The organism is Arthrobacter sp. Leaf337 (genome assembly GCF_001423745.1).
GTDB lineage: Bacteria > Actinomycetota > Actinomycetes > Actinomycetales > Micrococcaceae > Arthrobacter.
The window spans coordinates 224,088-250,223 of the sequence record NZ_LMPC01000026.1; the positions used below are offsets into that span (position 1 = coordinate 224,088).

The window sequence follows — 26,136 nt, forward strand, 5'->3', positions numbered from 1 at the left end:
GAGGCGTAAGGGCAAATGACGTCCCAGACCACGCAAAGCGATCCGATTCTTCTCGAGATGCGCTCCATCACCAAGGAATTCCCCGGCGTTAAAGCTTTGTCCGAGGTGAGCCTGCGGGTGAAGGCCGGCGAGATCCACGCCATCTGCGGCGAGAACGGCGCCGGCAAGTCCACCCTCATGAAAGTCCTGTCCGGTGTGTATCCGTTCGGCACGTACGACGGCGACATCGTCTACCAGAACGAAGTCCAGCAGTTCAAGGACATCCGGGCCAGCGAGCATGCCGGCATCGTGATCATCCACCAGGAACTGGCGCTCATCCCGGAGCTCTCCATCATGGAGAACATCTTCCTGGGCAACGAGCCCACCAAACGCGGCATCATCGACTGGGCCGAGGCCCGGACGCGGTCCACTGAACTGCTCGCCCGGGTGGGCCTGCGGGAGGATCCCGATACCGCCATCAAGGAAATCGGCGTCGGCAAGCAGCAGCTCGTCGAAATCGCCAAGGCGCTGAGCAAATCAGTAAAGCTCCTGATCCTCGACGAGCCCACGGCAGCCCTGAACGAATCCGACTCCCAGCACCTGCTGGACCTCATGCTGGGGCTCAAGGGCCGCGGCATCACGTCCATCATCATTTCGCACAAGCTGAACGAGATCGAACAGATCGCGGACTCCATCACCATCATCCGTGACGGCAAGTCCATCGAGACCCTCGACGTGAAGGCCGACGGCGTGGATGAGGACCGCATCATCAAGGGCATGGTGGGCCGCACGCTGGAGTCACGCTTCCCGGACCACGAACCGAAAATCGGCGAGGTGTTCTTCGAGGTCAAGGACTGGAACGTGGGCCACCCGCAGATCCAGGACCGCCTCGTCTGCAAGAATTCCAACTTCTTCGTCCGCCGCGGCGAGATTGTCGGTTTTGCCGGGCTCATGGGCGCCGGTCGCACCGAGCTCGCCCGTTCCGTGTTCGGCCGCTCCTACGGACGGTTCATCTCCGGCCACATCTACAAGGACGGTAAGGAGATCACCCTCCGCTCCGTCCGCCACGCGATTGACGCCGGGCTGGGCTACGTCACCGAGGACCGCAAGTCCCTGGGACTGAACCTCCTCGATGACATCAAGACCACCACCGTCGCGGCGAACCTGAAGAAAATCAGCAAGCACAACATCGTGGACCCCAACAAGGAATTCACGGTTGCGGAGCAGTACCGCAAGTCCCTGCGCACCAAGACGCCCTCAGTGGAAGAAGGCGTCGCCAAACTCTCGGGCGGCAACCAGCAGAAGGTGGTGCTCGCCAAGTGGATGTTCACCGATCCGGACCTGCTGATCCTCGACGAGCCCACCCGCGGCATCGACGTGGGCGCCAAGTACGAGATCTACGGCATCATCCAGCAGCTGGCCAACCAGGGCAAGGGAGTCATCGTGATCTCCTCCGAACTGCCTGAGCTGCTGGGACTCTCGGACCGCATCTACACCATCTTCGAAGGCGCCATCACCGGTGTCCTGAACAAGGATGAAGCCAGCCAGGAAAGCCTGATGAAGCTCATGACATCCGCCCGCAAGACCGCCGCCTGACCTTCTGGATACCTCCAGAACCTTCCAGACACAAGGACCGAAACAATGAACGCGCTCAAGAAGCTATTTGGCGGCAATACCCGCCAATTCGGCATGATCTTCGCCCTGGTTGCACTGATCGTCTTTTTCCAGATTTTCACCGAGGGCCGCACGCTCACCCCGGGCAACGTCATCAACCTCTTCAACGGCAACTCCTACATTCTGATCCTGGCCATCGGCATGGTGCTGGTCATCATCGCCGGCCACATCGACCTCTCCGTGGGCTCGGTGGCAGCTTTTGTCGGCGTTACCGTGGCCCTGGCCATCCGTGACTGGGGCATCCCCTGGTACGCCGGTGTACTGCTCGGCCTGGCCCTCGGGGCTCTGATCGGGGCCTGGCAAGGGTTCTGGACCGCCTATGTGGGCATCCCCGCCTTCATCGTGACCCTGGCCGGCATGCTGCTCTTCCGCGGCTTCAACCAGTTCGTCGGCAAGTCCAACACCATCCCGGTCCCCAACGACTTCCAGTACCTTGGCTCCGGGTACCTCCCCGAGGTGGGGCCGTCCACGGGATACAACAACCTCACCCTGCTGCTGGGCCTGCTGGCCGTTGCCTTCGTCATCTTCAGCGAAGTCCGTTCACGCCGCCGGGCCATTGCCCTCGGCGCTGAAGTCCCCGAGGCCTGGGTAATGATCCTCAAGCTCGTCCTGATCTGCGGTGCCATCCTGTACGCCACGTACCTGTTCGCCACCGGCCGTCCGGGAACGTCCTTCCCGATCCCGGGCCTGATCCTGGCCGTCCTGGTCCTCATCTACGGGTTCATTTCCTCCAAGACCATCGTTGGCCGCCACATCTACGCCGTTGGCGGCAACCGGCACGCAGCCGAGCTGTCCGGCGTGCAGTCCAAGAAGGTCAACTTCCTGGTCATGATGAACATGTCCATCCTCGCCGGCCTGGCAGGCATGATCTTCGTGGGCCGCTCCACCGCGTCCGGTCCGTTCGACGGCGTCGGCTGGGAACTGGACGCCATCGCAGCCGTCTTCATCGGCGGCGCTGCCGTGACCGGCGGCGTGGGCACCGTGATCGGCTCGATCGTTGGTGGCCTGGTGATGGCTGTCCTGAACAACGGCCTGCAGCTCCTGGGCGTCGGTGCCGACCTCACCCAGATCATCAAGGGCCTCGTGCTCCTGATCGCCGTCGCCTTCGACGTCTACAACAAGACCCAGGGCAAGAAATCAATCATCGGCATGATGATGAAGAACTTCGGCCGCAGCAGCAGCGAGCTCCAGCCGGATGAGACGACAGCCACGAAGGACGCCATCCGCAAGGAAGCCTGAGCGCTTCCCCACGATTCTCCGCACACCATCTATAGAAAGTGAACCAAGCAATGCAAATGATTGGTAAAGCAGGAAAGGCAGCAGCAATCGCTGCTATTGCGGCACTGGCGCTGACTGCCTGCGGCCGCGCCGAGACCGGCACCACAGGTGGCAGCAGCGGCGGCGAGGCATTCCCCAAGAACTCCTCGATCGGCGTCGCCCTCCCCCAGAAGACCAGTGAAAACTGGGTGCTGGCCGAGAAGCTGTTCAACGACGGCCTGAACGGTTCCGGGTTCAAGGCCGATGTGCAGTTCGCCAACGGCGGCGTCTCCGAGCAGCAGAACCAGATCAGCGCGATGGTCACCAAGGGTGCAAAGGTCATCATCGTGGGTGCCATCGACGGCGCCCAGCTGGGCACGCAGCTCAAGCAGGCCAAGGACTCCGGCGCCACCATCATCGCCTACGACCGCCTGCTCCTGAACACGGAGAACGTGGACTACTACGTGGCCTACGACAACTTCAAGGTGGGCGAACTCCAGGGCCAGGCGCTGCTGGACGGCATGAAGGCCAAGAAGCCTTCCGGCCCCTACAACATCGAGCTCTTCGCCGGTTCCCCGGATGACGCCAACGCAAAGGTCTTCTTCGACGGCGCCATGAGCGTCCTCAAGCCGAAGATCGACGACGGCACCCTCAAGGTTGTCTCCGGCCAGACCTCGTTCGAGCAGGCTGTCACCCAGGGCTGGAAGGCTGAGAACGCCCAGCGTCGCGCAGACACCCTGCTGACCGGCAGCTACGGCACCGCGTCCCTGGACGGCGTCCTGTCCCCGAATGACACCCTGGCCCGTGCAGTCCTGACCTCCGTCAAGGCCGCCGGCAAGCCGCTTCCGATCATCACCGGCCAGGACTCCGAGGTTGAGTCCGTCAAGTCCATCATGGCCGGCGAGCAGTACTCCACCATCAACAAGGACACCCGCAAGCTCGTTGAGCACGCAATCACCATGGTCAAGGACATCCAGGCCGGCAAGACGCCTGAGATCAACGATGACAAGTCCTACAACAACAAGGTCAAGACCGTTCCGGCGTACCTGCTGGATCCGGTGATCGTGACCAAGGAGAACGTCAAGACGGCCTACGTGGACGATCCGGTACTCGGCCCGATCACCAAGTAATTCCGCGCTGAGGCGCCTCCAACCGCAGTGACGAGCCCCGGCTCACCCGAGAGGGTGGGCCGGGGCTTTTGCGTACCCCGGTTCCGCATACCTGCAGCCTGCCTCCTTCAGCCCTCGGCCGTCGCCCGGGCGCCGGCCTTCACAGCGCAAACATAGCTTCGGCCCGTTCTCCGCACAGCCAAGCGCACCACTGTTGGATCAGCAGCCGGTCATTCCGTCCGGCCAGAGATTCTAGGAGTACCGTGAGCGTCCTCGCCCGAAGTATAGGCAATGCCTTCAGAAACAAGGTCCGGACCGGGGCCGTGGTGGCAGTGCTGGCCGTGGCGATCGGCCTGGCCCTGTCCATGCTGGTGGCCAACCAGGCGGTTGCCGCCAAAGTCGCTGAACTGAACGCATCCGTGGGCACCGTTTTGACCGTCAATCCGGCCGGCGGCCAGGGCTTCGAAGGCGGCGGCGAACCGCTCACGGCAGAGCAGGCCGCCACCGCGGCCGCCGTACCCAACGTCACCAGCGTCGTCGGCACCAAGGCGCTGCGGCTGCGCAACGCCACCGAAGCGGCAGCACAAGCCTCCGGTACCCAGGCGGCCGGACCCGGCGGCGGCCAGGGCGGACCCGGCGGGCAATCCACCACCACGCTGACCACCAGCCTCACCGCCGCCATCGACGCCGGAACGCTCGGCAACCGCAACCAGGCCAGCGAGGGAACCAGCGGATCAACCGGAACCGCCCAGCCGGTGCGCAGTCTGCCTATCACGGCCACCGGAGTCGGCGCCGAGGTGGACAGCACGGGCAAGGCCCTGGCGATCACCGAAGGCACCGGCCTGGGCGACTACACCGCGGAATCGGCCACCGCGCTCCTCGGCACCACCCTTGCGGAAAAGAACGGCCTTAAGGTCGGTTCCACATTCACCATCAACGACCAGACCTACACCGTGGCCGGCCTGTTCGACGCCGGCACCACGTTCGGCAACAACGCCCTCTACGTCACCCTCCCCTCCGCCCAGACGCTGGCCGAACTGCCCGGCGAGCTCTCCACCATGATCGTCACGGTGGACACCCTGGAAAACGTCGATTCCACCAAGACCGCCCTGCAGTCCGCGCTCGGCACCGACAAGGCCGACGTCACCCAGGGCCAGAACCTCGAAACCGCCGTCAGCTCGCTGGACAGCGTCAAGAACATCTCGTTCATCGCGTTCGTCGCGGCACTGGGCACGGCCGGCCTGATCATCCTGCTGATCATGGTGATGCTGGTCCGCGAGCGCCGTCGTGAAATCGGTGTGCTCAAGGCGATCGGCGCCCCCAACCGCACCATCGGGCTCCAGTTTGTCCTGGAGGCGCTGGTTCTCGTGGCGCTCGGCAGCGTGGTGGGCGCCGCCGTCGCCTCCTTCGCCAGCGGCGGCATCGCCTCCGCGCTGATCAGTTCCAACACCAGTACGACGACGGCGGCAACCACCGGGCGCGGCATGCCTGGCGGGGCGGCCGGGTTCCCCGGCGGCGGCGCCGGCCTTCCAGGCGGCCAGGGCGGTCCGTTCGGCGGAGCGTCGCAGCTGCTGACCACCGTCACCGCGAGCGCCTCCCCCGGCGTGATCGCCGCCGGTATCGCCGCAGTGTTCGGCGTGGCCATTATCGGAGCCCTGCTTCCTGCACTCCTGACCGCCCGCATCCGCCCCATCGAAGTCCTCCGAGGAGAGTAACCATGATCGAAGTCAAGAATCTCGTCCGCACCTTCAAGTCCGGCGACCGCACCATCAAACCCGTCAACGACGTCAGCTTCGAACTCGAACAGGGCACGTTCGCGTCCATCGTGGGCAAAAGCGGCAGCGGCAAGAGCACCCTGTTGTCCCTGCTGGGTGCGCTGGACAAACCCACCAGCGGAGACGTCGTCGTCAACGGCGTCAGCCTGGCCAGCATGCCGGACGGCAAGCTGACCGAATACCGGCGCCGCGACATCGGCTTCGTGTTCCAGCAGTTCAACCTCATCCCCAACCTGTCCGCCGTGGACAACGTCATGCTGCCCATGGAGTTCGCCGGAGTGCGCAAGGCTGTGCGGCTGGCCCGGGCCAAGGAGCTGCTGGAGCAGGTGCAGCTGGATCCGGAGAAGCACGTGCGCCGCATCAACCGTTTATCCGGCGGCGAGCAGCAGCGCGTGGCGATTGCCCGGGCACTGGCCAATGAGCCCAAGCTCATCCTCGCCGACGAGCCCACGGGCAACCTGGACGAGCAGACCGGCGAACACATCATCGAACTCCTCAGCTCGCTGAGCCGCGACCACAACACCACCATCCTGGTGGTCACGCACGACCGCCAGCTCGCCAACAAGACCGACCGCCGCTTCCGGCTCCAGCAGGGCCGCCTCACCGAAGAGCCCGCCCGCACCAAGGTGGCATCGGCCGCTACGGCGTAAACGGTGTAACGGACCCGGGGCGCAAGCGGGAGCTGAGCAGGGCGAATCCCAAACGCTCTCTCAGCTCCTGCCGCCTTTAATCTGACGCTCTCTCACTTTTCGCGCGAAAAATTCGGATCCTCCCTCACTTCCTGCGGGTAATTCCCTACCGCTCCCGCAGTCGGGTGAGAGGATGGCACAATGAGTGCCCCCATCGCGAAGCCGTGGCTATTCAGCCAGTCCGACCAGGATCCCCGTTCTTCCACCGGACGTCCGCTGCGGTGGGGAATAGTGGCGACAGGCAGTATCGCCCGGTCGATGGTGCAGGACCTTGCCCTTCTCGCTGATGCGGAGCTGTATGCGGTCAGCTCGAGAAGCCAAAAATCGGCTGATGCTTTCGCGGCAGAGTACGGTTTTGCCAGGGCGTACGGGGACGACGACGGCGCGCCGGGTTACCGGCGGCTCCTCGCCGACGACTCCGTGGACGTCGTCTATGTGGCCACTCCGCACGCCCAGCACTACGAAGTTGCGCTGGCGGCCCTCCAGGCGGGCAAGCACGTGCTGTGCGAAAAGGCGCTGACCATCAACGCGCGGGAAGCCGCGGAACTTGTGAACCTCGCGCGTTCCAAGAATCTTTTCATGATGGAAGCGATGTGGAGCCGTTTCCTGCCGAGCATGCAGCGGGCCTTCGAGATCGCGGCGTCCGGGGAACTCGGGACAGTCCAGTGGGTCACCGCGGATCTCGGCTTCCCGGCGGTCTACTCCCCCAGCGCACGGCTGTGGGCTCTCAAAGACGGCGGTGGGGCCCTCCTTGACCTGACGGTGTATCCCCTGCTGTGGGCTCTGGGCACCTTGGGTTTCCCGCAGGCCGTCAGCGCTACGGGATCAGTGAACGACGACGGCGTGGACACCCAGAATGCGTTAACCCTGGAGTACCACCACGGCGGGCAGGCCCAGCTGACGTCGTCGCTGATGGCCTACGGTCCGCGCGCAGCCACCGTCGCGGGGAGCCTGGGCTATCTACACACCATGGGGTCCATCAACAATCCCAGGGAAATCCTGGTCAGGGTCGGCATGGCGGAACCGCGCACCGAGCACTTCGACGTTGTGGGCCGCGGTTATTCTTACGAGCTCCGCGAGGTCACCAGGTGTATCCAGCAAGGGCTTACGGAGAGCCCGGTCATGCCGCTCGAGGATTCGCTGAATGTCATGCGGCTGTTCGACGGGGTCCGTGCGCAGCTGGGCGTGAGCTACCCGAATGATGCCCACTAACCCCGATTTGAATGGGCGGGAAATAATCAATTCGCCGGATTATTTGTCGTGAACCTCTGGACTCCAGATCTAGGTCGTGCCTAGGCTGTAGGCAATCGTCGATTTTTCGGGGAGCCGGGGGGTGGTGCACATGGAAGGTTTGTCATGGCGCGCGCTCCGTCCTTTGCTCCTTGCCGGCGCAGCAGCCACAGCTTGGCTGACCCTGTCAGCCGCCGGCGCCAGCGCTGACGTCGCATCAGATCCCGGTTCATTACTAGGGAACGTCAGCCCTTCTGTCTCCTCAGCAACCCAAGCCGCAGTCAACCCTCTCGCGGGCACCCTGGTCGCTGTGGCACCTTCTATCGCTCCGGGCGCGGCTGATGCGGGCAGTGCCGTACTTCCCGCCCAGCCAAGCGCGGCTGAACCTACCGCCCTCCTCCTGCCCCTCACCGGTTCTGCAACCGGCACCGTTGACCAGCTGATTGAAGCCGTCCCGCTGGTGAACCAGATTGTCCCGGCCGGCACCATCGGCGCCGCCACGGCACCGGTTGTCGAGGCGGCCGACGGAATCGTCGTCGAAATAGCCAAGCAGGCATTGCCGGCGGCCGGCGAAGCCGTTCCCGCGCTTGATCCCGTCGTGGAGCCGGTTGGCGATCTGCTGCCTGGTGTTGATTTGCTTCCGGATTATGGTGCCGCAGCAGCGTTTCCGACTGTTCCGGGCCTCTCCGCCTCGGAAGGTGGATCCGCTGGCGAGGACGCACCATCTTTGGTCCTGAACGTTCGCGCAGACGCTGAAAGTTCCCGCGAACTGCCCGTCGCCGACGTCGATAAATCAGCTGTCCTGCATGCCTCAAATCGTTCTGGTACGCCGCCAGCGGCTCCGCATGCCGGAAGCCTCGAAGCTCCGCACCCGGAGCCCGGAACCCCGGACCCCGCTGCGCTGCCGGCTGTTCCGGGCTCCGGGTCGGGAAGCAGCCAATCCGCAGGCGGCGGTGCCGGCGGCGCGGCCTGGCTTTCTGACTTTCACATCGACGTTCCGCTGAGTCACGCAGTCCCGGTCAGCGGCCCCCTGCAGAATTCCCCTGCGCCGGTGTCTTTCGACCCCGGTTCATCTCCTGACTAGTTAGGGCTTCCCTGCGCCCTGCGCAGAAAACGGCCATCCGGGCTGCCATGGGCGCCCGACAAACAACTTTCAGGAGATATCACCATGCACGCAAATATCCGCAGAGGGCTGCTCAGCACCCTCTTCGCCGGCGGGCTCCTAGCCCTCGGCTCCACCGCTGCCAGTGCAGCGGATACAACAAGCGGTTCCGACGGTCTCATGTCCGGCACTACCGCCACGGTCTCAGCGGCAGTTGCCGCCAACTCGTCGTTGGGCCTACTGGGTGACCCAACGCCGGAAAACAGCACGGCCGATCTCGTTGCAGTCGTGGACCTTGGCCTCGGCACCAATACCGGCACTGCAGGAACCGACAACGCGACAGCAGATCTTGACGCCGTCGTCGACCTGGGGCTCGGGGTCGGCACAGATTCAGGGACCACAGGAACCGACACCACCACGGCCGACCTCGGAGCAATCGCGGACGTCAACGTGGGCAACGGCAGGGTCGGCACAGATTCAGGGACCACAGGAACCGACACCACCACGGCCGACCTCGGAGCAATCGCGGACGTCAACGTGGGCAACGGCAGCATTGGGACGGCGGGCTCTGACACCACCGCCGCCGACGTCGCCGCGGTGCTGGACGTCAATCTCGGCACCAATACCGGCACTGCAGGCGACAACGCGACAGCAGATCTTGACGCCGTCGTCGACCTGGGGCTCGGGGTCGGCACAGATTCAGGGACCACAGGAACCGACACCACCACGGCCGACCTCGGAGCAATCGCGGACGTCAACGTGGGCAACGGCACCATTGGGACGGCAGGCTCTAACACCACCGCCGCCGACGTCACCGCGGTGCTGGACGTCAATCTCGGCACCAATACCGGCACTGCAGGAACCGACAATACGACAGCAGACCTTGACGCCGTCGTCGACCTGGGGCTCGGGGTCGGCACAGATTCAGGGACCACAGGAACCGACACCACCACGGCCGACCTCGGAGCAATCGCGGACGTCAACGTGGGCAACGGCACCTTGACGCCGTCGTCGACCTGGGGCTCGGGGTCGGCACAGATTCAGGGACCACAGGAACCGACACCACCACGGCCGACCTCGGAGCAATCGCGGACGTCAACGTGGGCAACGGCAGCATTGGGACGGCAGGCTCTGACACCACCGCCGCCGACGTCGCCGCGGTGCTGGACGTCAATCTCGGCACCAATACCGGCACTGCAGGCGACAACGCGACAGCAGATCTTGACGCCGTCGTCGACCTGGGGCTCGGTCTCCTCGCGAACAACGGCACGGATACCGCCGTTGATCTGGGAGTCGATCTCGGTGTTGGCGGATCAACCGACACGGGCACCGACAGCTCAGGCGACCTTGGCGTTGACCTTGGGATCGACCTCGGCGTAGATCTGGGTATCGGTGGACCAGCCACTGGAGGTCCTTCCACCGGAGGTCCTGCAAACGGCGGCACGGTCCCCGGCGGCACCGTCCCGGGTGGCACCGTCCCGGGTGCTCCTGCAAGTGGCATCGAACCAGGCGGCAACGTCCCGAGCGTCAACAACCCGGGCGGTGCCGCTACCGGAACCGGTATGAATTCGTCGGCTCCAACGCCGACCGGCACGGGTGCCAAGGTCACGGCAGCTTCCAATTCACCGATGCTGGCCAACACGGGAGCCAACCTTGAGCTGGCAATCGCTGCCCTTCTCCTCCTCGCCGGCGGCATGATCATCATGCTGGTCCTGGCCCGGCGGAGGAAGGCCTAAGCTGCCGGCGGGCGGGGGCCGGCATCGCCGTCGCCCTGCCCGCCAAGCCAGCTGGGCCACGGACTGGACTGGCCCGGAAAGCCGCTCAGGGCTCTCCGGGTCAGCCCTCCGGGCACGGCCATTTCCCCCCGAGGAGGCCCAACTACCAAGTACCCTTATGAAAATGCATACCCGTCCCCGTATCATTCTCTAGAGCGCGTTCCGAGGGAACGCTGAAAAGGATGGGGACATCGTGGAGAGTTCGCCCAGTCAAACGGCGGAGGTCCTGGCCGGCCGATACCGCCTCGGCGAGGTCATCGGACGCGGCGGCATGGCCTCGGTGTACACGGCCAGGGACGAGAACCTTGGCCGCGACGTGGCATTGAAGCTCTTTGCCCCGCAATCGGCTGACGCGGACGAGCTGAAGCGTCAGGAAGCCGAGATTCAGCTGCTCGCCACCCTGAACCACCCCAGCCTCGTGACGCTGTTCGACGCCGGAATCGACTCGCGCGTGCCTGAAGAGCCCCGCCCGTTCCTCACGATGGAACTGGTTGAGGGGCAGGACCTCCGCAGCAGGATCCGTCACAGCCCCGTCCCACTGGATGAACTGGCAGTGATCGGAGCCGGCGTGGCCGATGCCCTGGCGTACGTCCACAACCTGGGCATCATCCACCGTGACATCAAGCCAGCCAACATCCTCCTGGTACAGGTCCGCCCCGGAGAGCCCCTGCGCCCCAAACTGACCGATTTCGGCATTGCCAGGATCGTCGACGGCACCCGCCTGACCGCCACCGGGACCATGGTGGGAACGGCTGCATACCTGAGCCCGGAACAGGCACGGGGCGCCGATCTTGGTCCCGCCAGCGACATCTACTCCCTTGGCCTCGTGTTGCTGGAGTGCATTAAGGGAGCCGTGGAGTACCCAGGCAGCGCAATTGAATCTGCGGTGGCGCGCCTGCACCGAGCCCCGGAAATCCCCGGCGATGTTCCGGTCGAGTGGGCCACCCTGATCACATCCATGACAGCACTAGACCCCATGGACCGCCCGACGGCGGCTGATCTCGAGACCGCCCTTCGGCAGGCCCTGGTCTCCCCGGCGTCAGTGCCCGGCACCGTGTCCGAGGAACCGACGCGCATTCTTCCGGCACCGCCGTCGCGGCCGCCCCTCGTGCTCCCGGACAGCACGAAGGAAATGGAATCGGGGACCGGCGCCCGCACAACGGCCCAGTTGGCGGCCAGCCGCGGCGGCCCGCCCCGCGCCCGTATCCGCGCCGCGGGCCGCCGCAAGCTAGCTGCTGTGTTGGCCGCGTTCGCCCTCTTCGTGGTGGGCGCCCTGATTCTTCTGACGGTCAACACGCCCAACGCGCCGGAGCCTGTTCAGTACCCTGCAGTTACCGGCACGCTGGGAGAACACCTGGAGCAACTACAGAAGAGTGTGGAACCGTGACGTCGTGTGCAGACAACCGCCTTCGTATGGTGCCGCCTCGCCGCTGGCGGACGCTAATCGCGGCCGGCCTGCTTTCGGCGGCCCTCGCCGGCTGCAGTTCCACGGCCCCCGATCTGGAACCTGATGCCGCTCAGACACTGCAGGCAAAGGTGCTAACGGTTTCACAGTCCGCGGCCGGCAACGACACATCCGGCGCCCTCAAGTCGCTCGACGAACTCGTGGTGCAGCTTGACGCTTCAGCGGCCGAGGGAAGCGTGTCGTTCAAACGCCATCAGAGCATCATGAAGGCCATCGAGGCCGTGCGGGCGGACCTCACTACTGCGCAGGCCGCAGCGAAGGCCCAGGCCGACGCGGCAGCAGCTGCCAAGGCAGCAGCCGATGCGGCGGCGGCAGAAGCAGCGAAAGCAGCCCCTGCTCCCGCTGCCGAAGTCCCCGCCCCCGCACCTGCACCCGCTCAAGTAGTCCCAGGAAAAGGGGAAAAGGGCAAAGGTGCCTCAGGACGCTGACGCCGGTGACGGCGGCCGGAACCACCTGGAGCGTTCGGTAAGAAGGATCCGCCGACCGGGGATCCCGCCGTCGGCCTCCGCTCCCGGGTAGCCGTACCGCATTTTTTCATCAGTAAACTTACTATTTGCCGCGAATGTCGCTAGGTTTGTTAAGCGTGCCCACGAAGCCCGCAACGAGATCAGAACCACGGGCCACCGGCCCGCCAGCTGAAGGAGTGATGTACGCATGGCAACTGTCCAGGAATCCATCAACGTAAGCGTCCCGCTGAGCCAGGCCTACAACCAGTGGACCCAGTTCGAGGACTTCCCGCACTTCATGAGCGGCGTGGAAGACGTGCGGCAGCTCGACGACACCACAGTGCACTTCCAGACCAGCATCGGTGGCGTCAAGAGGGAATACGACGCCCGGATCACCGTCCAGCAGCCGGACCAGCGCGTCACGTGGGAGAGCATCGACGAGCCCCGCAACGCCGGAACAGTATGGTTCGAAGCACTCAACCCGACTGAAACCAAGGTCAGCGTGGAACTCGCCTGGGAGCCCGACTCCGCGGTCGAAAAGGTGGGGGCGGCGGTGGGCCTTGATTCCCGCCAGGTGGCCTCGGACCTTAAACGCTTCAAGAAGTTCATCGAGGAACGCGAAGTGGAGACCGGCGCGTGGCGGGAGCGCGTCAGCGAAGGCGCAGTCAGCGGAGCCGGCGCGGCAACAGCAGCCGGCACGACGGCGGAAATTCCGCTCGACGCCGCGACCGCCGTTCCCCTCGAGGAGGAAGTGGGCTATGACGCCGTGCCCACGGAGCAGCCCGTGAACACGGATCCGGATATGGCCACCGAGCCTCCGTTCGGCAAGCACGTCCAGCGCTAGCTGCAGCAGCCGGCACTTCGCAGTAGCCTTCAGGCAAGCAGAACGCCCCGCCTCCCGTGATGGGAGGCGGGGCGTTCTGCGTTTTGGCGGGTCCGGCTACTTGGCCAGTCCCGAGAGCACTTCGGTGAACTTCGCGGACGGACGCATCACCGCGGCAACCTTGGCAACGTCCGGGTGGTAGTAACCGCCGATGTCCACCGGGGAGCCCTGAACCGCGAGCAGCTCGGCGACGATGGTGTCTTCGTTGGAGGTCAGTGCCTCGGACACAGCGGCGAAATCGGCGGCCAGCTCGGCGTCGTCGGTCTGCTTGGCCAGCTCCTGCGCCCAGAACTTGGCGAGGTAGAAGTGGCTTCCGCGGTTGTCGAGTTCCCCGACGCTGCGGCGGGGGGACTTGTTCTCGAGCAGGAACGTGCCGGTGGCCCGGTCCAGTGTGTCGGCGAGAACCTGGGCACGCTTGTTGCCCGTGGTGGTGGCGAGGTGCTCGAAGCTGACGGCGAGGGCCAGGAATTCACCCAGGCTGTCCCAGCGCAGGTGGTTTTCCTTCAGCAGCTGCTGGACGTGCTTCGGGGCGGAGCCGCCGGCGCCGGTCTCGAAGAGTCCGCCGCCGTTGATCAGCGGAACCACGGAGAGCATCTTGGCACTGGTGCCCAGTTCGAGGATCGGGAAAAGGTCCGTGAGGTAGTCGCGGAGCACGTTGCCGGTCACCGAGATGGTGTCCTCGCCCTTGCGGATGCGCTCGAGAGTGAAGGCCGTGGCCTTGACCGGGGACATGATCTCGATCTGGAGGCCCTCGGTGTCGTACTCCTTGAGGTATTCCTTGACCTTGGCAATCAGGTTGGCGTCGTGGGCACGCTCTTCATCCAGCCAGAACACAGCGGGGGTTTCGGAGGCACGGGCGCGGGTGACGGCCAGCTTGACCCAGTCGCGGATCGGCACGTCCTTGGCCTGGCAGGCACGCCAGATGTCGCCCGGGGCCACCTGGTGTTCGATCAGGACATTGCCCTTGCTGTCCACGAGCTGGACGGCGCCGGACGACTGGATCTCGAAGGTCTTGTCGTGGCTGCCGTATTCCTCGGCCGCCTGGGCCATGAGGCCTACGTTCGGCACGGTGCCCATGGTGGTGGGGTCAAAGGCGCCGTTGGCGCGGCAGTCGTCGATGACAACCTGGTAGATGCCGGCGTAGCTGCTGTCCGGAAGGACGGCCAGCGTGTCGGCTTCCTTGCCGTCCGGGCCCCACATGTGGCCGGAGGAGCGGATCATCGCGGGCATGGAGGCGTCCACGATGACGTCGGACGGAACGTGCAGGTTGGTGATGCCCTTGTCCGAGTCCACCATCGCCAGTGCGGGGCCTTCGGCGAGGCCCTTCTTGATGGCAGCCTGGACGCCTTCGCGGACGTCTTCGGGAAGTTCTTCGAGTCCGCCCAGGATGGAGGCCAGGCCGTTGTTGGCGCTCAGGCCTGCGGCGGCAAGCTGCTCGCCGTACGTGTCGAACAGTTCAGTGAAGTAGGCCTTCACCACGTGGCCGAAGATGATGGGGTCCGAGACCTTCATCATGGTGGCCTTCAGGTGTGCAGAGAACAGCACGCCTTCTTCCTTGGCGCGGACAACCTGGGCTGCCAGGAATTCGTCCAAGGCGGCGGCGCGCATCACGGTGCCGTCAACAACCTCGCCGGCCAGGACGGGGAACCCGCGCTTCAGGACCTTGACGGTGCCATCTTCTTTGACCAGCTGGATCTTGACGGTGTCATCAGCTTCGATGACCACCGACTTTTCGTTGGCGCGGAAGTCCTCGGCACCCATGGTGGCCACGTTGGTCTTGGACTCCGGCGTCCAGGCGCCCATGGAGTGCGGGTTCTGGCGGGCGTAGTTCTTCACGGACAGGGGCGCGCGGCGGTCGGAGTTGCCTTCGCGCAGGACCGGGTTGACGGCCGAGCCCTTGATCTTGTCGTAGCGCGAGCGGATGTCCGTCTCGGTGTCGGAGGACGGGTTGTCAGGGTAGTCCGGGAGGTCGTAGCCCTGGGACTGGAGCTCGGCGATCGCGGCCTTCAGCTGCGGAATCGAGGCGCTGACGTTGGGCAGCTTGATGATGTTGGCTTCCGGCTTCTTTGCCAGGGCACCCAGTTCGGCCAGGGCATCGCTGATCCGCTGCTCTTCGGTGAGGTAGTCACCGAACACGGAGATGATGCGGCCAGAGAGGGAGATGTCGCGGGTCTCCACTTCCACACCGGCAGTCGACGCGTAGGCCTCGATAATCGGCAAGAACGAGTAGGTGGCCAGCATGGGCGCTTCGTCAGTGTGGGTATAAATAATCTTGGCCATTGGTGGGGCGTCTCCTGAAGGTATACATACATCTGGAACTCTGGCGTTATTTCAACATTCTTAACTTACCCGAGCAGGGCGCGTCGGCGCCCATCGTGGCGTTCAGCGACGCGTAGCATGCCCCCGACGGTCGTACTGGCCGGCTCGCGGAGAGACGGAAACCACATCCCACCAGGCACAATACGAAACTTGAGTATCTATTTACAACAATTGTCACAGTGGGTAGGTTGATCTCCACCAGCGGCGGCCACCACCTGAGGCCGGCGCAAACTTTCTGTTGAGGACACCCATGACGAAATCGAAGTCTCTGGCCACCAGCCTCCTGAGCCTGTCCGCCGCCGCCCTGCTTGCCGTCAGTGCAGCTGCCGGAGCTACTGCCGCGCCTGCATCCCCGCAGGCCCCGTCTCCCCAGGACGGCGGGCAGGTTGCCAGCCAGTCAGTGGACAGCACAAGTGCCGCCAACTACTGGACCGCTGACCGCATGCGTGCCGCTGTCCCCGGCGACGTGCTCGCCAGCAAAGCGCTGCAGCGCGGTAACGCCTCCCCGGCCGCCGCCGTGGAAAAGGGTTCCAGCACCAAGATTGCCGGCAAGGCAGGCAACGGCAAACCCGCACCCCTGCACGCCGACGAGAGTCCGGTGTCCCACATCGGCAAGGTCTTCTTCACCTTGGGCGGCAGCAACTACGTCTGCTCCGGCAACTCGGTGGTGTCCACCAACAAGAGCACCGTGTCCACCGCCGGCCACTGCATCAACGAGGGCCCGGGCGCCTTCGCCACCAACTTCATCTTCGTCCCGGCCTACCTGGACGGCGCCGCCCCCTACGGCAAGTGGGCAGCCAAGGCCTTGTATGCCCCCACGCAGTGGAGCTCCGCGGGCGACATGCAGTACGACACGGGCTTCGCCGTGGTCTCACCGCTCAACGGCCAGAGCCTTGCCGACGTCGTTGGCGCTTCCGGTGTCCAGTTCAACGCAGCCCGCGGCCTGACATACAAGTCCTACGGCTACCCCGCAGCGGCGCCGTTCGACGGTTCGTCACTCGTTAGCTGCACCGGGCCGGCCAGCAACGACCCCTACAACCCGCAGTTCCAGTCCCAGGGCATCCCCTGCGACATGACCGGCGGATCCTCGGGCGGCCCGTGGTTCATCGGCACCAGCTCCGCCGGGTACCAGAACTCCATCAACAGCTACGGTTACGGCAGCCGGTCCCAGGTCATGTACGGACCGTACTGGGGCTCCGTCATCCAGCAGGCCTACTCGAGTGCATCGTCCGCCAACTGACAGCCCGTGACTACGGATAATGCCGCTGCGGAACACGAACCTTCGGATCAAGGGTCCTCGAATGACGACGCCGTGAGCCGCAGCGAGATCAGCCAGGCGCCGGAGGATATCCTCGCCTACTGGACGCCGGAGCGCTTGGCCGACGCGAAACCACGCGAGGTCCGGCTCCCCCAACCTGAGGCTGACCACGAACCCGACGGGGACTAACTGAATAAACGACGACGGCGACCGTCCCCTCCCGGGGGCGGTCGCCGTCGTACGCGGTCAGGGTTTCAACAGGCTCAACCACCGGAGCCGGTGACTGGGTCTGTCCGTCTTCCTAGTGGAAGAAGTGCCGCGCACCCGTGAAGTACATGGTGATGCCGGCGGCGTTGGCCGCGGCGATGACCTCGTCGTCCCGGACGGAACCGCCGGGCTGGACCACGGCACGGACGCCGGCGTCGATCAGGATCTGCAGGCCGTCTGCGAACGGGAAGAAGGCGTCGGAAGCAGCCACCGCACCGCGGGCCCGCTCGGGAGCGCCGGACGCGTCTGCGTTCGAGGCACCGCCGGCACCCTCAACCTCGGACTCCACGGTCACACCGAGGGTGTTGGCGCGTTCCACGGCCAGCTTGCAGGAATCGAGCCGGTTGACCTGGCCCATGCCGATGCCTACAGCGGCGCCGTGGTTCGCCAGCAGGATGGCATTGGACTTGGCCGCGCGGCAGGCGGTCCAGGCGAACGCCAGATCTGCCAGCGTTGCGTCGTCTGCGGCTTCGCCGGCCGCCAGGGTCCAGTTCGCAGGGTTGTCGCCCTCAGCGTCCACCTTGTCGGTGGCCTGCACCAGCATGCCGCCGGACACCTGGCGGAACTCCGTCGGGTAGCGGCCGTAGCCCTCGGGGAGTGCCAGCAGGCGGATGTTCTTCTTCTTGGAGAGGATCTCCACGGCTTCGTCCTCGAAGTCCGGGGCGATGACCACTTCGGTGAAGATGCCCGCCACGGTGCGAGCCATGCCGGCTGTGACCGTGCGGTTGGACGCGATGACGCCGCCGAACGCGGAGACGGGATCGCAGGCGTGGGCCTTGGCGTGGGCGTCGGCGATGGGGTCCGCCGCGTCAGCAGAGCCAACAGCCACGCCGCACGGGTTGGCGTGCTTGATGACGGCGACGGCGGGACCGGCGAAGTCGAACGCGGCGCGGAGGGCGGCGTCGGCGTCGACGTAGTTGTTGTAGCTCATGGCCTTGCCGTGCAGCTGGTCCGCCTGGGCGATGCCGGCCGGAGCAGCCCCGTCAACGTACAGTGCGGCCTGCTGATGCGGGTTTTCGCCGTAGCGGAGCACTTCGGAACGCTCCAGGGCCACGCCTGCGTAAGCGGGCCAGTCAATCACGCCGTCGCCGTCCTCGTCGAGGAACTGGCTGGCCGTCCAGGTGGCCACGGCGTTGTCGTAGCTGGCGGTGTGCGCGAAGGCCTTGGCGGCCAGGCGCTGGCGGGTCTTCAGGTCAAAACCGCCCTCGGCGGCGGCGCGGACAACATCGCCGTAGAAGTTCGGATCCGTGACGATCGTGACAGCAGCGTGGTTCTTCGCCGCGGAGCGCACCATTGCGGGCCCTCCGATGTCGATCTGCTCGACGACGTCGTCCTGCGCGGCACCGGACTTGACGGTATCCACGAACGGGTAGAGGTTCACAACGACGAGGTCGAACGCCTCAATCTCCATCTTGGCCAGCGTCTCCATGTGGGCGGGAACCCGGCGGTCGGCCAGGATGCCGCCGTGGACGCGGGGGTGGAGCGTCTTGACACGGCCGTCGAGCATTTCCGGGGAGCCGGTGACTTCCTCGACTTCCTGCACCGGGATGCCGGCGGCAGCGATCTTCTTCGCGGTGGACCCGGTGGAAACAATCTTGACGCCTGCTTCGTGCAGGCCCTTCGCGAGCTCCTCCAGACCGGTCTTGTCGTAGACCGAGATCAGGGCTCGGCGGATGGGAACACGGTCTAGCTGCGTAAAGCTCACAAAGGTCTCCGTCTTTTGACACGGTGGGTGCCGCGGTTGGTGGGGATGAGGCCAGTTTATCGCGTCCCGCCGGATGCCCTCCCTGCGTGCCGGTGTGTGAAGGCCGCGCGCAGACCCGCCACTGCGACGTAGAGTTTTCCCAGGAGGCCGAGATGAATACTTACACCACTGTGCCCAACGGCGAACAGGTGGTCCAGGAACTGCCGTGGCGGTGGAAGGTCCAGGGCCGGATCTTCCTGATCGGCGGCCTGGGTTTTATGTTCGATGCCTGGGATGTGACGCTCAACGGGATCCTCATTCCGCTGCTGTCCACCCACTGGGCGCTGTCCCCCGGCGACGCCGCGTGGATCGGAACGGCGAACCTGGTCGGCATGGCGCTGGGCGCGTTCGCCTGGGGCACCATCGCGGACACTATCGGACGCAAGAAGGCCTTCACCGCCACCTTGCTGATTTTCTCCCTCTTCACGGTGCTGGGTGCCTTCTCCCCCGATTTCATCTGGTTCTGCGTGTTCCGTTTCATGGCCGGTTTCGGCTTGGGCGGGTGCATTCCCGTGGACTACGCCCTGGTCGGTGAATTCACGCCGCGGAAGCAGCGCGGCAGAGTGCTCACGGCGATGGACGGCTGGTGGCCGGTGGGCGCCGCGCTGTGCGGCTTCGTCTCGGCCTGGCTCGTGGCCGCGTTCGCGGACTGGAGGCTGACCATGCTGGTGATGGTGCTGCCGGCCCTGCTGGTGTTCTGGGTGCGGCGCAGCGTGCCCGAGTCTCCGCTGTTCCTCATCCGCAAGGGCCGCCGCGACGAGGCCGCCAAGGTCATCGACGACCTGGTCAAGGCCACCGGCGCCGAGCCCCGCGCCTACAGCCTGCCTGAAGCACAGGATGCCCCGCGGCTCTCCGCCGGGAGCGCCTGGCTCCAGCTGGTCCGCGTCTGGCGTTTCAACTGGAAGATCACCGCGGCCGCCTGGTCCCTGTTCTTCAGCATCCTGCTGGTCTACTACCTGTCCCTGACGTGGATGCCGCGGATCCTCATCGGCGCCGGTTTCCAGGACTACAAGGCGTTCCTCACGACGGCGTCCATGGCCGCCGTCGGGCTCCTGGGTGTGGTGGTGGCCGCAGTGCTGGTTGAGCGGGTGGGCCGCAAGTGGATCCTGGCAATTACCGGGCCGCTGTCGGCGCTGACGCTGGTGATCGTGGCATTCGTGGTGGACATCCCGTCGGCCGCTGTGTTCTGGCTGCTGGTGTTCGGCTTCATCGTGCAGGTGGCCATCCCAGTGCTGTACACGTACGTCTCCGAGCTGTACCCGACGGACCTGCGCGGCACGGGTTTCGGCTGGGCGTCCACGTTCTCCCGGCTGGGGGCAGGCTTCGGCCCGCTGATTTTCGCCTCTATCCTGTGGCCACAGCTGGGCCTGGCGACGTCGTTCGCGCTGGCCGGCGGCCTGGTCCTGCTGTCGGTGCTGTGGATGGCGTTCTTCTCCCCCGAGACCAAGCAGCGCACGCTGACGTAAGCGGCTCATTCGCCAAGCAAGCCCCCGCTCCCCCAACTGACTGGCAGTTAACGTCGCGAAACGCGCTTTTCACGACGTTAACTGCCAGTCACTTGGGCACCCAGCCGCGGCTCACGAGTGCCGTGCGGACCTTTGCCACCGCCGGCCGGGCATCGTTGACCATATGCCGCTTGGATATCCGGACAAGTGTCCACCCGCCACGGCTGAAATCCTCTTCACGGGCGATGTCCCGGATAACCTGCGCCGCCTCGGAATGCCCGTCGCCGTCATACTCCACCGCCACTTTGTGTTCCGGATAGGCGAGGTCCGGTTGACGCACGACGCCGGGACGCAGCTCCGCGGGAACGTTCAGTTCGGGCTCCGGCAGGCCCGCGTTCTCCAAAGCCAGCCGCAGGCGGGTTTCCGGCGCCGAATCCGCTCCCACGCGCGCCTGTTCCAAAGCGAGCCGGGCTTTGCGGATGCCGGGAGTTCCCTTGTGCCGGTCCAGCATGTCCGCGAGTTCCTCCAGCGTGGCGTGCGGCTCCGTTCGGGCGTCGAATTCGGGCCGGGGAATCCTCAGCAGGTGATCTGCCACAACGGTCAGTTCATTGATGCTCATCTTCCGTGAGCAATCCAGCCAGGTCCGTGCAGGGGTGGTAATCAACAAGCCTCCGAGGTTGACGACCTCGTCGGAAAAGAACTGCCCGACATGCCCCACCACGCCTCGGCGACGCGGAATAGCCATCGTGTCAGGACGCGAGATATGTATCCGCTCATCGTCCCGATTTGGGAGGTACCCCGGAAGCCCCCACAATACAAAAGCCGTGGTGTGCGAGGCCGCCGAGAACGGGGTCACCACCATGTACGGCCTGACGAGCTTGAGCCGGTCGAGAGGCTCCCCGGTACTTGGGATGCGGACGCCGCGGCTTGGGACGCGCAGTTCACGGAACCTAAGACGCCCGGGAGTCACGCCGGCGTCGACAGCTTCGTAGACAGTGAAGGGTGCATCACCCAGCGGGGCGGGCAGTGGGTTCGGATCTCGCATTCCTCATGATTTCAAACGCCGGGCCCGCACTCAGGAGTTATCCACAGAACTGCGCACGATCACCCAACTGACTCGCAGATAACGTCGTGAAAACCGCGTTTCACGACGTTAAGTGCCAGTCAGTTGGGTGCGCACACGACAAGAATTAGGCCGCGGCGAGCTGCGCCAGGGTCGAGACCAGGAGCCTGCGCTCCACCACCTTGATGCGTTCGTGCAGGGTGTCCTCGGTGTCGTCGTCGCGGATGGCCACGGCTTCCTGGGCGATGATGGGGCCTGTGTCCACGCCGGCGTCGGCCCAGTGAACCGTGCAGCCCGTGACTTTGACGCCGTAGGCCATGGCGTCCCGGACACCGTGGGCTCCGGGGAAAGCAGGCAGCAGGGCCGGGTGCGTGTTGAGGTATTTCCCGCCGAACGCGTCGATGAACTCGGGGCTGACGATCCGCATGAACCCAGACGACACCACGACGTCGGGCGCATATGCGGCCACTGCTTCGGTCAGCGCCGAGTTCCAGTCCGCACGGTCGGCGTAGGACTTGAAGTCCACTACGAAGGTCGGGATTCCGGCGGCCGCCGAACGCTCCACGCCGTAGGTCCCGGGCCGGTCAGCGCCGACGGCGGCTATCTCCACGTCCAGCTCGCCCGCCTTGACGGCGTCAATGACGGCCTGGAGGTTGGAGCCGGTACCGGACACGAGGACAACGATGCGCATGGCTCTAGCTTATGGGGCCGCTCGCGTAGGCTGGAAAACATGAACCCCCCGAAGGACCCCGCAGGTCCCCAGCAGGCCCGGCAACCCCTCACCGAGGCCGCGAAGACGTCGCTGCTGAAGACGCACAACCTGTTCCGTGCATTTATCGTGGCCGTCCTGGGCGCCTTCTTCGTCTATCAGCTGGACGTCACCTACGTGTGGCTGACCGCCATCCTGACGGCCGCGAGCATCGTGCTCGGCGTTATGGTGCTGGTCCGGGCCATCAAGCTCAAGGAATCCAAGCTGGTCCTTTTCGGGACCATCTCGGGGCTGGTGGTGTCGGCGGTGATGGTGCTGCTGATCCTGGTCTCCGCGGTGTTCTTCAACCAGGTCCGCGACTTCCAGCAGTGCTCCCGCAGCGCACTGACCCAGCAGGCACTTACCCAGTGCCAGACGCAGCTGCAGAAGTCCCTTCCCGCCCAGCTCCGCTGATCCTAAGGAAAGTAACGCCCGACGGCGGCACCTCCTACGGCTTGGACACTTCCAGGTCCGCTTCACGCAGTTTCTGCTGGCGTTCCAGCCACGGTCCCGCCGCGTAGCCGATCACGACGCCGATGGCCACCTCGGTGGCCACCCACAGCGCGGTGCCCAGCGGGTCCGGGCCGATGTCCGTGAGGCGGCCGATCCCGGCCGACCCGCGGGCCATCCAGGCCAGCCCTCCCGCCATCAGGCCCGCCGCGACGCCGATGATTGCTCCAAGAACGACGGTTGACGCCGATGCCGTGAACCAGCGGGAACGGACCTTGATGGACAGCCATTCGTCGAAGTGGTTTTCGCCTTCGCGCAGGAACCACCAGCCTGCCAGTGCACCGGCCAGGACCGGCACCACCAGGGCCACGAAGCCGTAATCCAGTGATCCGGAGGGCAGCGCGGCGAACACCGGAATGGACGGCAGCGGGCCAACCGCGGTTCCCAGCGGGCCGGCCTGCGAGCCGACGCCCAGGGCGAAGCCGGACCCGGAGGTCCAGGCGAGCGCAAAGACGGCCAGGTTGGGGAGGAAGCCGAGCTGCGCGATGGTGAGCGCGGCACCGCCCATTGCGCCGGCGTCGAGCCCTTCATACACGGCGATCACCAGGTCCCAGTGGATAAAGAGGTCCACCGCAAGCAGCGCGGCGGACATGGTGAACGCGGCCATCAGGGCCACGAAGCCGGCTTTGACCGCGGAGCCGAGGTAGGAACCGGCCCAGCGGGAATGCTGGCTGGTGCGGGCGATCCAGTCGACAGCGTCGACGCCGATGAGCCGGCTCCAGGACCCCGCTTCGCGCCGGGCACCCACCACCATGCCCAGGCCGAACGGGACCAGCGGCATCAGCCCGGCGAACCAGAGGAAAATGGCGACGTCGTCGGTGCGGCACACGAAGCCAGTCGCCATCCCGAAGCCGGCATACACCAGCCAGGAACCCAGCAGGGCCTGCCACAGCTGGTCCGTGTACGAGGCCCGGGCCAGGCGCCGGCCCGCCCGCCACGCCAGCAGGAACGGGATGAGCGTGAGGCCCAGCGGGATCAGCGACAGCGTGCCCGATTCCGGCTGCGCCGCGGCTTCCCCCGCCACGGTCGTCAGATGCAGCGGCACGCCGTGGATCAGCAGCCAGGCCTGGCCGCCAAGCCGGGCCAGGGCGTCGAAGTTGTTGTTCTGGAATCCGGCCGTTGCCCACACGGCGACGATGGGCGCCAGCACCACCAGCGCGGAAATGACCGCCGCCTGCGCCGACTCGAGCGCCCCCTGCAGCCACAAGGGCATGGGAATGCCACGGTCTCCGGTCTGATCAGCGCGCAGTTTCATCGTGTTCCATGGTGTCACGGGAGGCGCCCCGGGCCCGTGTGCGACAGGCTCAAAGCCCGGAGTTACCAGAGCTCGTAGTTGTCCGTGCTGATCATGAAGCCGTGGCCCGTCCGAAGATGCGCGCAGGTCATGGCGCCCGGCGCCCGTTCGCACACGATGTTGCCCAGCCGCACGGTCTGGCCGTCCTGGATCCACGGCCCCGGGAACGCCGGTCCGGCCACTTCCTCCGCCTCCATGGGCGACGTTCCGTTGCCGCACAGCCCGTACTGGGCGCCGCCGTCGAGCGTTACCACCGCATATCCGCCAAAGTACTCGCTGACCCCCGTGCACTGGCCCTTGATGTCACCGGGCCGGGGCGGGACTTCCGTGAGCAGGTGGCAGGCAGCAGCGTCGGCGCTGATGGAACACTGCATGTCCTTGCCGGCCGACTGCACCACCACGGGCAGCGGCGCCGCCCACGGCTGCGCGTTCACCTTGGGCAGGAGCTGCTCGGCCCTGTTGAGGGGGCCGGGGTTGAGGGGGCCGGGGTTGAGGTGCCCCGGTTCGCCCATCCTCAGTATCCCGATAGCAGGCGCTGTCCCGGCCGGCACGGCCACGCTGCAGCCGGCGGCGGAGATAAGCACGACGACGGCCAGCAGGGTTCGGAGGATCGGTGTTACAAGGCTCATGGTCCTGCCAGTTCAGCAGAACGGGACCGTCCTGTCGCTGGGCAGAACTCCCCATCCCCCAGCGCTTTTTTCGTTACTGAGCCGTAAAATTGGATTGTCCGCAATCAGTGGTTGGAGGCAGAAAAATGACTACCGCATCGCCACATGCACATGGCGTTCACTTCGGGCGTACCGACGTCCAGAACGTTGGCATGGGTGTAGGTATTGTCCTGATGTTGGCGGGTGTCCTGGCGTTTATCCCGGGCATTACCCAGCAGTACAGCGAACTAAGGTTCTTGGGGCCTGATTCGCACGCCATGTTCCTCAACCTGTTCCAGGTATCCATGCTGCTGAACATTGTGCAGCTGGTCATCGGTGCAACAGGCTGGGCAATGTCCCGCAATGGAATGGGCGCCCGGAACTTCCTTATGGGCTTTGGCGCGCTGTACATCGTCCTCAGCATCTTCGGGCTCAGTGTCGGAGTGGGATCGGCGGCCAATTTCCTGTCGCTGAACACGCTGGATAGCTGGACCCTCATGGTGCTGGGTGTGGTGATGATTGGCGCCGGCTGGATCCTCTCAAGGCATCTGGCCGAGGACCGCAGGTAGCCCGGATCGCGTAGCCGGGACATAAGGAGCCGCTAATGAGGAACGCTTCATAGCAATCTGAATGTTTTAACCACCGGTTGGTGCAGTTGCCCTGCGTAGGCGCAGGCGGCTGCACCAGCTTTTTGCTTTAAAGGGCACGGCGGCCGGGGCGGGATCGCGGGCAGTGGAGGCCCAGAATCTGCACTCCTGTAAAGATTTTCACTTTAATCAAGAAGAATCATTGACTCGCTAAAAATCTTCACTATAGTTGTGTGAGTTAGCTCACCAACGAAGGATGCGGCAATGACCACCGAGACACCCGCCCCACCGGCCACCAGCGAACTTCTGGCGACCGTCGGAAACAAGGTGCGCACCATGCGGAAGGCCAAGGGCATGACCCTGGCCCAGCTCTCGGACATCACCGGCCTCAGCCAGGCAATCGTCAGCCAGATCGAACGCGGCTTGGCCAACCCTTCCTTCACCACGCTGGCACAGCTGGCCCACGGATTGGACGTCCCCGTAGGGAGGTTCTTCATTGGCCAGGATGAATCCAAGTCCCCCGTCGTTCGAAAGTCGGACCGACGCAACCTGAAAAACGTGACCCGCGAGTCGGTGGGCGAAGCAATTCACGAACTGCTGACCCCCAACCGCGACGGAAACATCGAAGCGCAGTGGATCAGCACGCCCCCGGGGCATGACACCAGCGGCACACCCTTCACCCACAGCGGTGAGGAGTTCTGCTACATCATCTCGGGCCGCAAGGACGTCTTCCTGGACGGCGTCTGCTACAGCCTTGAGGAGGGCGACTCCATCACGTACTCCTCAGAGATCCCGCACTGGTACAAGAACAGCTACGAAGAGGTATGCGTAGCCATCTGGGTCAACGCACCACACGCGTGGTAGCACTGC

The 26,136-nt window shown here is 65.1% G+C and carries 24 protein-coding genes; 18 read left to right on the forward strand and 6 right to left on the reverse strand.

Annotated features, from left to right (window positions below; genetic code table 11):
- The first annotated feature begins 15 nt into the window (after window positions 1–15).
- The 12 genes from mmsA to ASF98_RS17230 all read left to right on the forward strand — a co-directional run bounded on the left by mmsA (window position 16) and on the right by ASF98_RS17230 (window position 13,345).
- The gene (gene mmsA / locus ASF98_RS17180; RefSeq protein WP_055804210.1) at window positions 16–1,575 is read left to right on the forward strand and encodes a multiple monosaccharide ABC transporter ATP-binding protein; all 1,560 of its coding nucleotides are present in this window, start codon (window positions 16–18) and stop codon (window positions 1,573–1,575) included.
- 45 nt (window positions 1,576–1,620) lie between these two features.
- Window positions 1,621–2,892, forward strand: coding sequence for a multiple monosaccharide ABC transporter permease (gene mmsB, locus ASF98_RS17185; protein WP_055804212.1), 1,272 nt, complete (start codon window positions 1,621–1,623; stop codon window positions 2,890–2,892).
- A gap of 50 nt (window positions 2,893–2,942) precedes the next feature.
- Window positions 2,943–4,040 carry a substrate-binding domain-containing protein gene (locus ASF98_RS17190; RefSeq protein WP_055804214.1) on the forward strand — a complete coding sequence of 366 codons (1,098 nt, stop codon included), beginning with the start codon at window positions 2,943–2,945 and terminating at the stop codon, window positions 4,038–4,040.
- Between the two features lie 242 nt (window positions 4,041–4,282).
- Window positions 4,283–5,734 (forward strand): ABC transporter permease, encoded by a 1,452-nt coding sequence (locus tag ASF98_RS17195; protein WP_055804222.1) that lies wholly within the window; start codon window positions 4,283–4,285, stop codon window positions 5,732–5,734.
- A 2-nt stretch (window positions 5,735–5,736) separates the two neighbouring features.
- Window positions 5,737–6,444: an ABC transporter ATP-binding protein gene (locus tag ASF98_RS17200; RefSeq protein ID WP_055804224.1), complete on the forward strand. Its 708-nt coding sequence runs from the start codon at window positions 5,737–5,739 to the stop codon at window positions 6,442–6,444.
- Between the two features lie 180 nt (window positions 6,445–6,624).
- On the forward strand, window positions 6,625–7,695 hold the full coding sequence (locus tag ASF98_RS17205) for a Gfo/Idh/MocA family protein (RefSeq protein WP_055804226.1): 1,071 nt from the start codon (window positions 6,625–6,627) through the stop codon (window positions 7,693–7,695).
- 328 nt (window positions 7,696–8,023) lie between these two features.
- Window positions 8,024–8,797, forward strand: a complete 774-nt coding sequence (locus ASF98_RS17210; protein ID WP_156372444.1) for a hypothetical protein — start codon at window positions 8,024–8,026, stop codon at window positions 8,795–8,797.
- A gap of 84 nt (window positions 8,798–8,881) precedes the next feature.
- Entirely contained in the window at window positions 8,882–10,195 is a 1,314-nt protein-coding gene (locus ASF98_RS17215; RefSeq protein WP_055804232.1) for a hypothetical protein, read from the forward strand.
- A 182-nt stretch (window positions 10,196–10,377) separates the two neighbouring features.
- Window positions 10,378–10,551, forward strand: a complete 174-nt coding sequence (locus ASF98_RS24215; RefSeq protein WP_156372445.1) for a hypothetical protein — start codon at window positions 10,378–10,380, stop codon at window positions 10,549–10,551.
- Between the two features lie 229 nt (window positions 10,552–10,780).
- Window positions 10,781–11,977: a serine/threonine-protein kinase gene (locus ASF98_RS17220; protein ID WP_055804235.1), complete on the forward strand. Its 1,197-nt coding sequence runs from the start codon at window positions 10,781–10,783 to the stop codon at window positions 11,975–11,977.
- Window positions 11,974–12,483 carry a hypothetical protein gene (locus tag ASF98_RS17225; RefSeq protein ID WP_055804238.1) on the forward strand — a complete coding sequence of 170 codons (510 nt, stop codon included), beginning with the start codon at window positions 11,974–11,976 and terminating at the stop codon, window positions 12,481–12,483. The genes ASF98_RS17220 and ASF98_RS17225 overlap by 4 nt, the downstream gene beginning before the upstream one ends.
- Before the next feature lie 226 nt (window positions 12,484–12,709).
- On the forward strand, window positions 12,710–13,345 hold the full coding sequence (locus tag ASF98_RS17230) for an SRPBCC family protein (protein WP_055804240.1): 636 nt from the start codon (window positions 12,710–12,712) through the stop codon (window positions 13,343–13,345).
- Window positions 13,346–13,441: 96 nt separating this feature from the next.
- On the opposite strand, the gene ASF98_RS17235 is transcribed toward ASF98_RS17230, so the two are convergent.
- Window positions 13,442–15,664, reverse strand: coding sequence for an NADP-dependent isocitrate dehydrogenase (locus ASF98_RS17235; protein ID WP_055804243.1), 2,223 nt, complete (start codon window positions 15,662–15,664; stop codon window positions 13,442–13,444).
- Between the two features lie 289 nt (window positions 15,665–15,953).
- On the opposite strand from ASF98_RS17235, the gene ASF98_RS17240 reads away from it, so the two are divergent.
- Both ASF98_RS17240 and ASF98_RS24220 read left to right on the forward strand, forming a co-directional pair.
- Complete coding sequence (locus ASF98_RS17240) at window positions 15,954–16,943, forward strand: trypsin-like serine peptidase (protein WP_055804245.1); 990 nt, start codon at window positions 15,954–15,956, stop codon at window positions 16,941–16,943.
- A 6-nt stretch (window positions 16,944–16,949) separates the two neighbouring features.
- A complete protein-coding gene (locus tag ASF98_RS24220) occupies window positions 16,950–17,150 on the forward strand; it encodes a hypothetical protein (protein WP_156372446.1) in 201 nt (66 codons plus the stop codon).
- A 112-nt stretch (window positions 17,151–17,262) separates the two neighbouring features.
- Here ASF98_RS24220 and purH read toward each other — a convergent pair whose 3' ends face one another.
- Window positions 17,263–18,933, reverse strand: a complete 1,671-nt coding sequence (purH, locus tag ASF98_RS17245; protein WP_055804248.1) for a bifunctional phosphoribosylaminoimidazolecarboxamide formyltransferase/IMP cyclohydrolase — start codon at window positions 18,931–18,933, stop codon at window positions 17,263–17,265.
- A 152-nt stretch (window positions 18,934–19,085) separates the two neighbouring features.
- Here purH and ASF98_RS17250 point away from each other — a divergent pair, with 152 nt between their 5' ends.
- Entirely contained in the window at window positions 19,086–20,438 is a 1,353-nt protein-coding gene (locus ASF98_RS17250) for an MFS transporter (RefSeq protein WP_055804252.1), read from the forward strand.
- Between the two features lie 88 nt (window positions 20,439–20,526).
- Here ASF98_RS17250 and ASF98_RS17255 read toward each other — a convergent pair whose 3' ends face one another.
- Together ASF98_RS17255 and purN are read right to left on the reverse strand one after the other, a co-directional pair.
- A complete protein-coding gene (locus ASF98_RS17255) occupies window positions 20,527–21,462 on the reverse strand; it encodes a hypothetical protein (RefSeq protein WP_055804255.1) in 936 nt (311 codons plus the stop codon).
- A 145-nt stretch (window positions 21,463–21,607) separates the two neighbouring features.
- On the reverse strand, window positions 21,608–22,171 hold the full coding sequence (purN, locus tag ASF98_RS17260) for a phosphoribosylglycinamide formyltransferase (RefSeq protein WP_055804258.1): 564 nt from the start codon (window positions 22,169–22,171) through the stop codon (window positions 21,608–21,610).
- A gap of 39 nt (window positions 22,172–22,210) precedes the next feature.
- Here purN and ASF98_RS17265 point away from each other — a divergent pair, with 39 nt between their 5' ends.
- Complete coding sequence (locus ASF98_RS17265) at window positions 22,211–22,642, forward strand: hypothetical protein (protein ID WP_055804261.1); 432 nt, start codon at window positions 22,211–22,213, stop codon at window positions 22,640–22,642.
- 34 nt (window positions 22,643–22,676) lie between these two features.
- Here ASF98_RS17265 and ASF98_RS17270 read toward each other — a convergent pair whose 3' ends face one another.
- Both ASF98_RS17270 and ASF98_RS17275 read right to left on the reverse strand, forming a co-directional pair.
- Complete coding sequence (locus ASF98_RS17270; protein WP_055804264.1) at window positions 22,677–23,993, reverse strand: cell division protein PerM; 1,317 nt, start codon at window positions 23,991–23,993, stop codon at window positions 22,677–22,679.
- Window positions 23,994–24,055: 62 nt separating this feature from the next.
- Window positions 24,056–24,661 carry a hypothetical protein gene (locus ASF98_RS17275; RefSeq protein ID WP_055804266.1) on the reverse strand — a complete coding sequence of 202 codons (606 nt, stop codon included), beginning with the start codon at window positions 24,659–24,661 and terminating at the stop codon, window positions 24,056–24,058.
- 125 nt (window positions 24,662–24,786) lie between these two features.
- On the opposite strand from ASF98_RS17275, the gene ASF98_RS17280 reads away from it, so the two are divergent.
- Both ASF98_RS17280 and ASF98_RS17285 read left to right on the forward strand, forming a co-directional pair.
- Window positions 24,787–25,248, forward strand: a complete 462-nt coding sequence (locus ASF98_RS17280) for a DUF4383 domain-containing protein (protein WP_055804268.1) — start codon at window positions 24,787–24,789, stop codon at window positions 25,246–25,248.
- 282 nt (window positions 25,249–25,530) lie between these two features.
- Window positions 25,531–26,130, forward strand: a complete 600-nt coding sequence (locus ASF98_RS17285; protein WP_055804271.1) for a helix-turn-helix domain-containing protein — start codon at window positions 25,531–25,533, stop codon at window positions 26,128–26,130.
- Window positions 26,131–26,136: the final 6 nt, after the last annotated feature.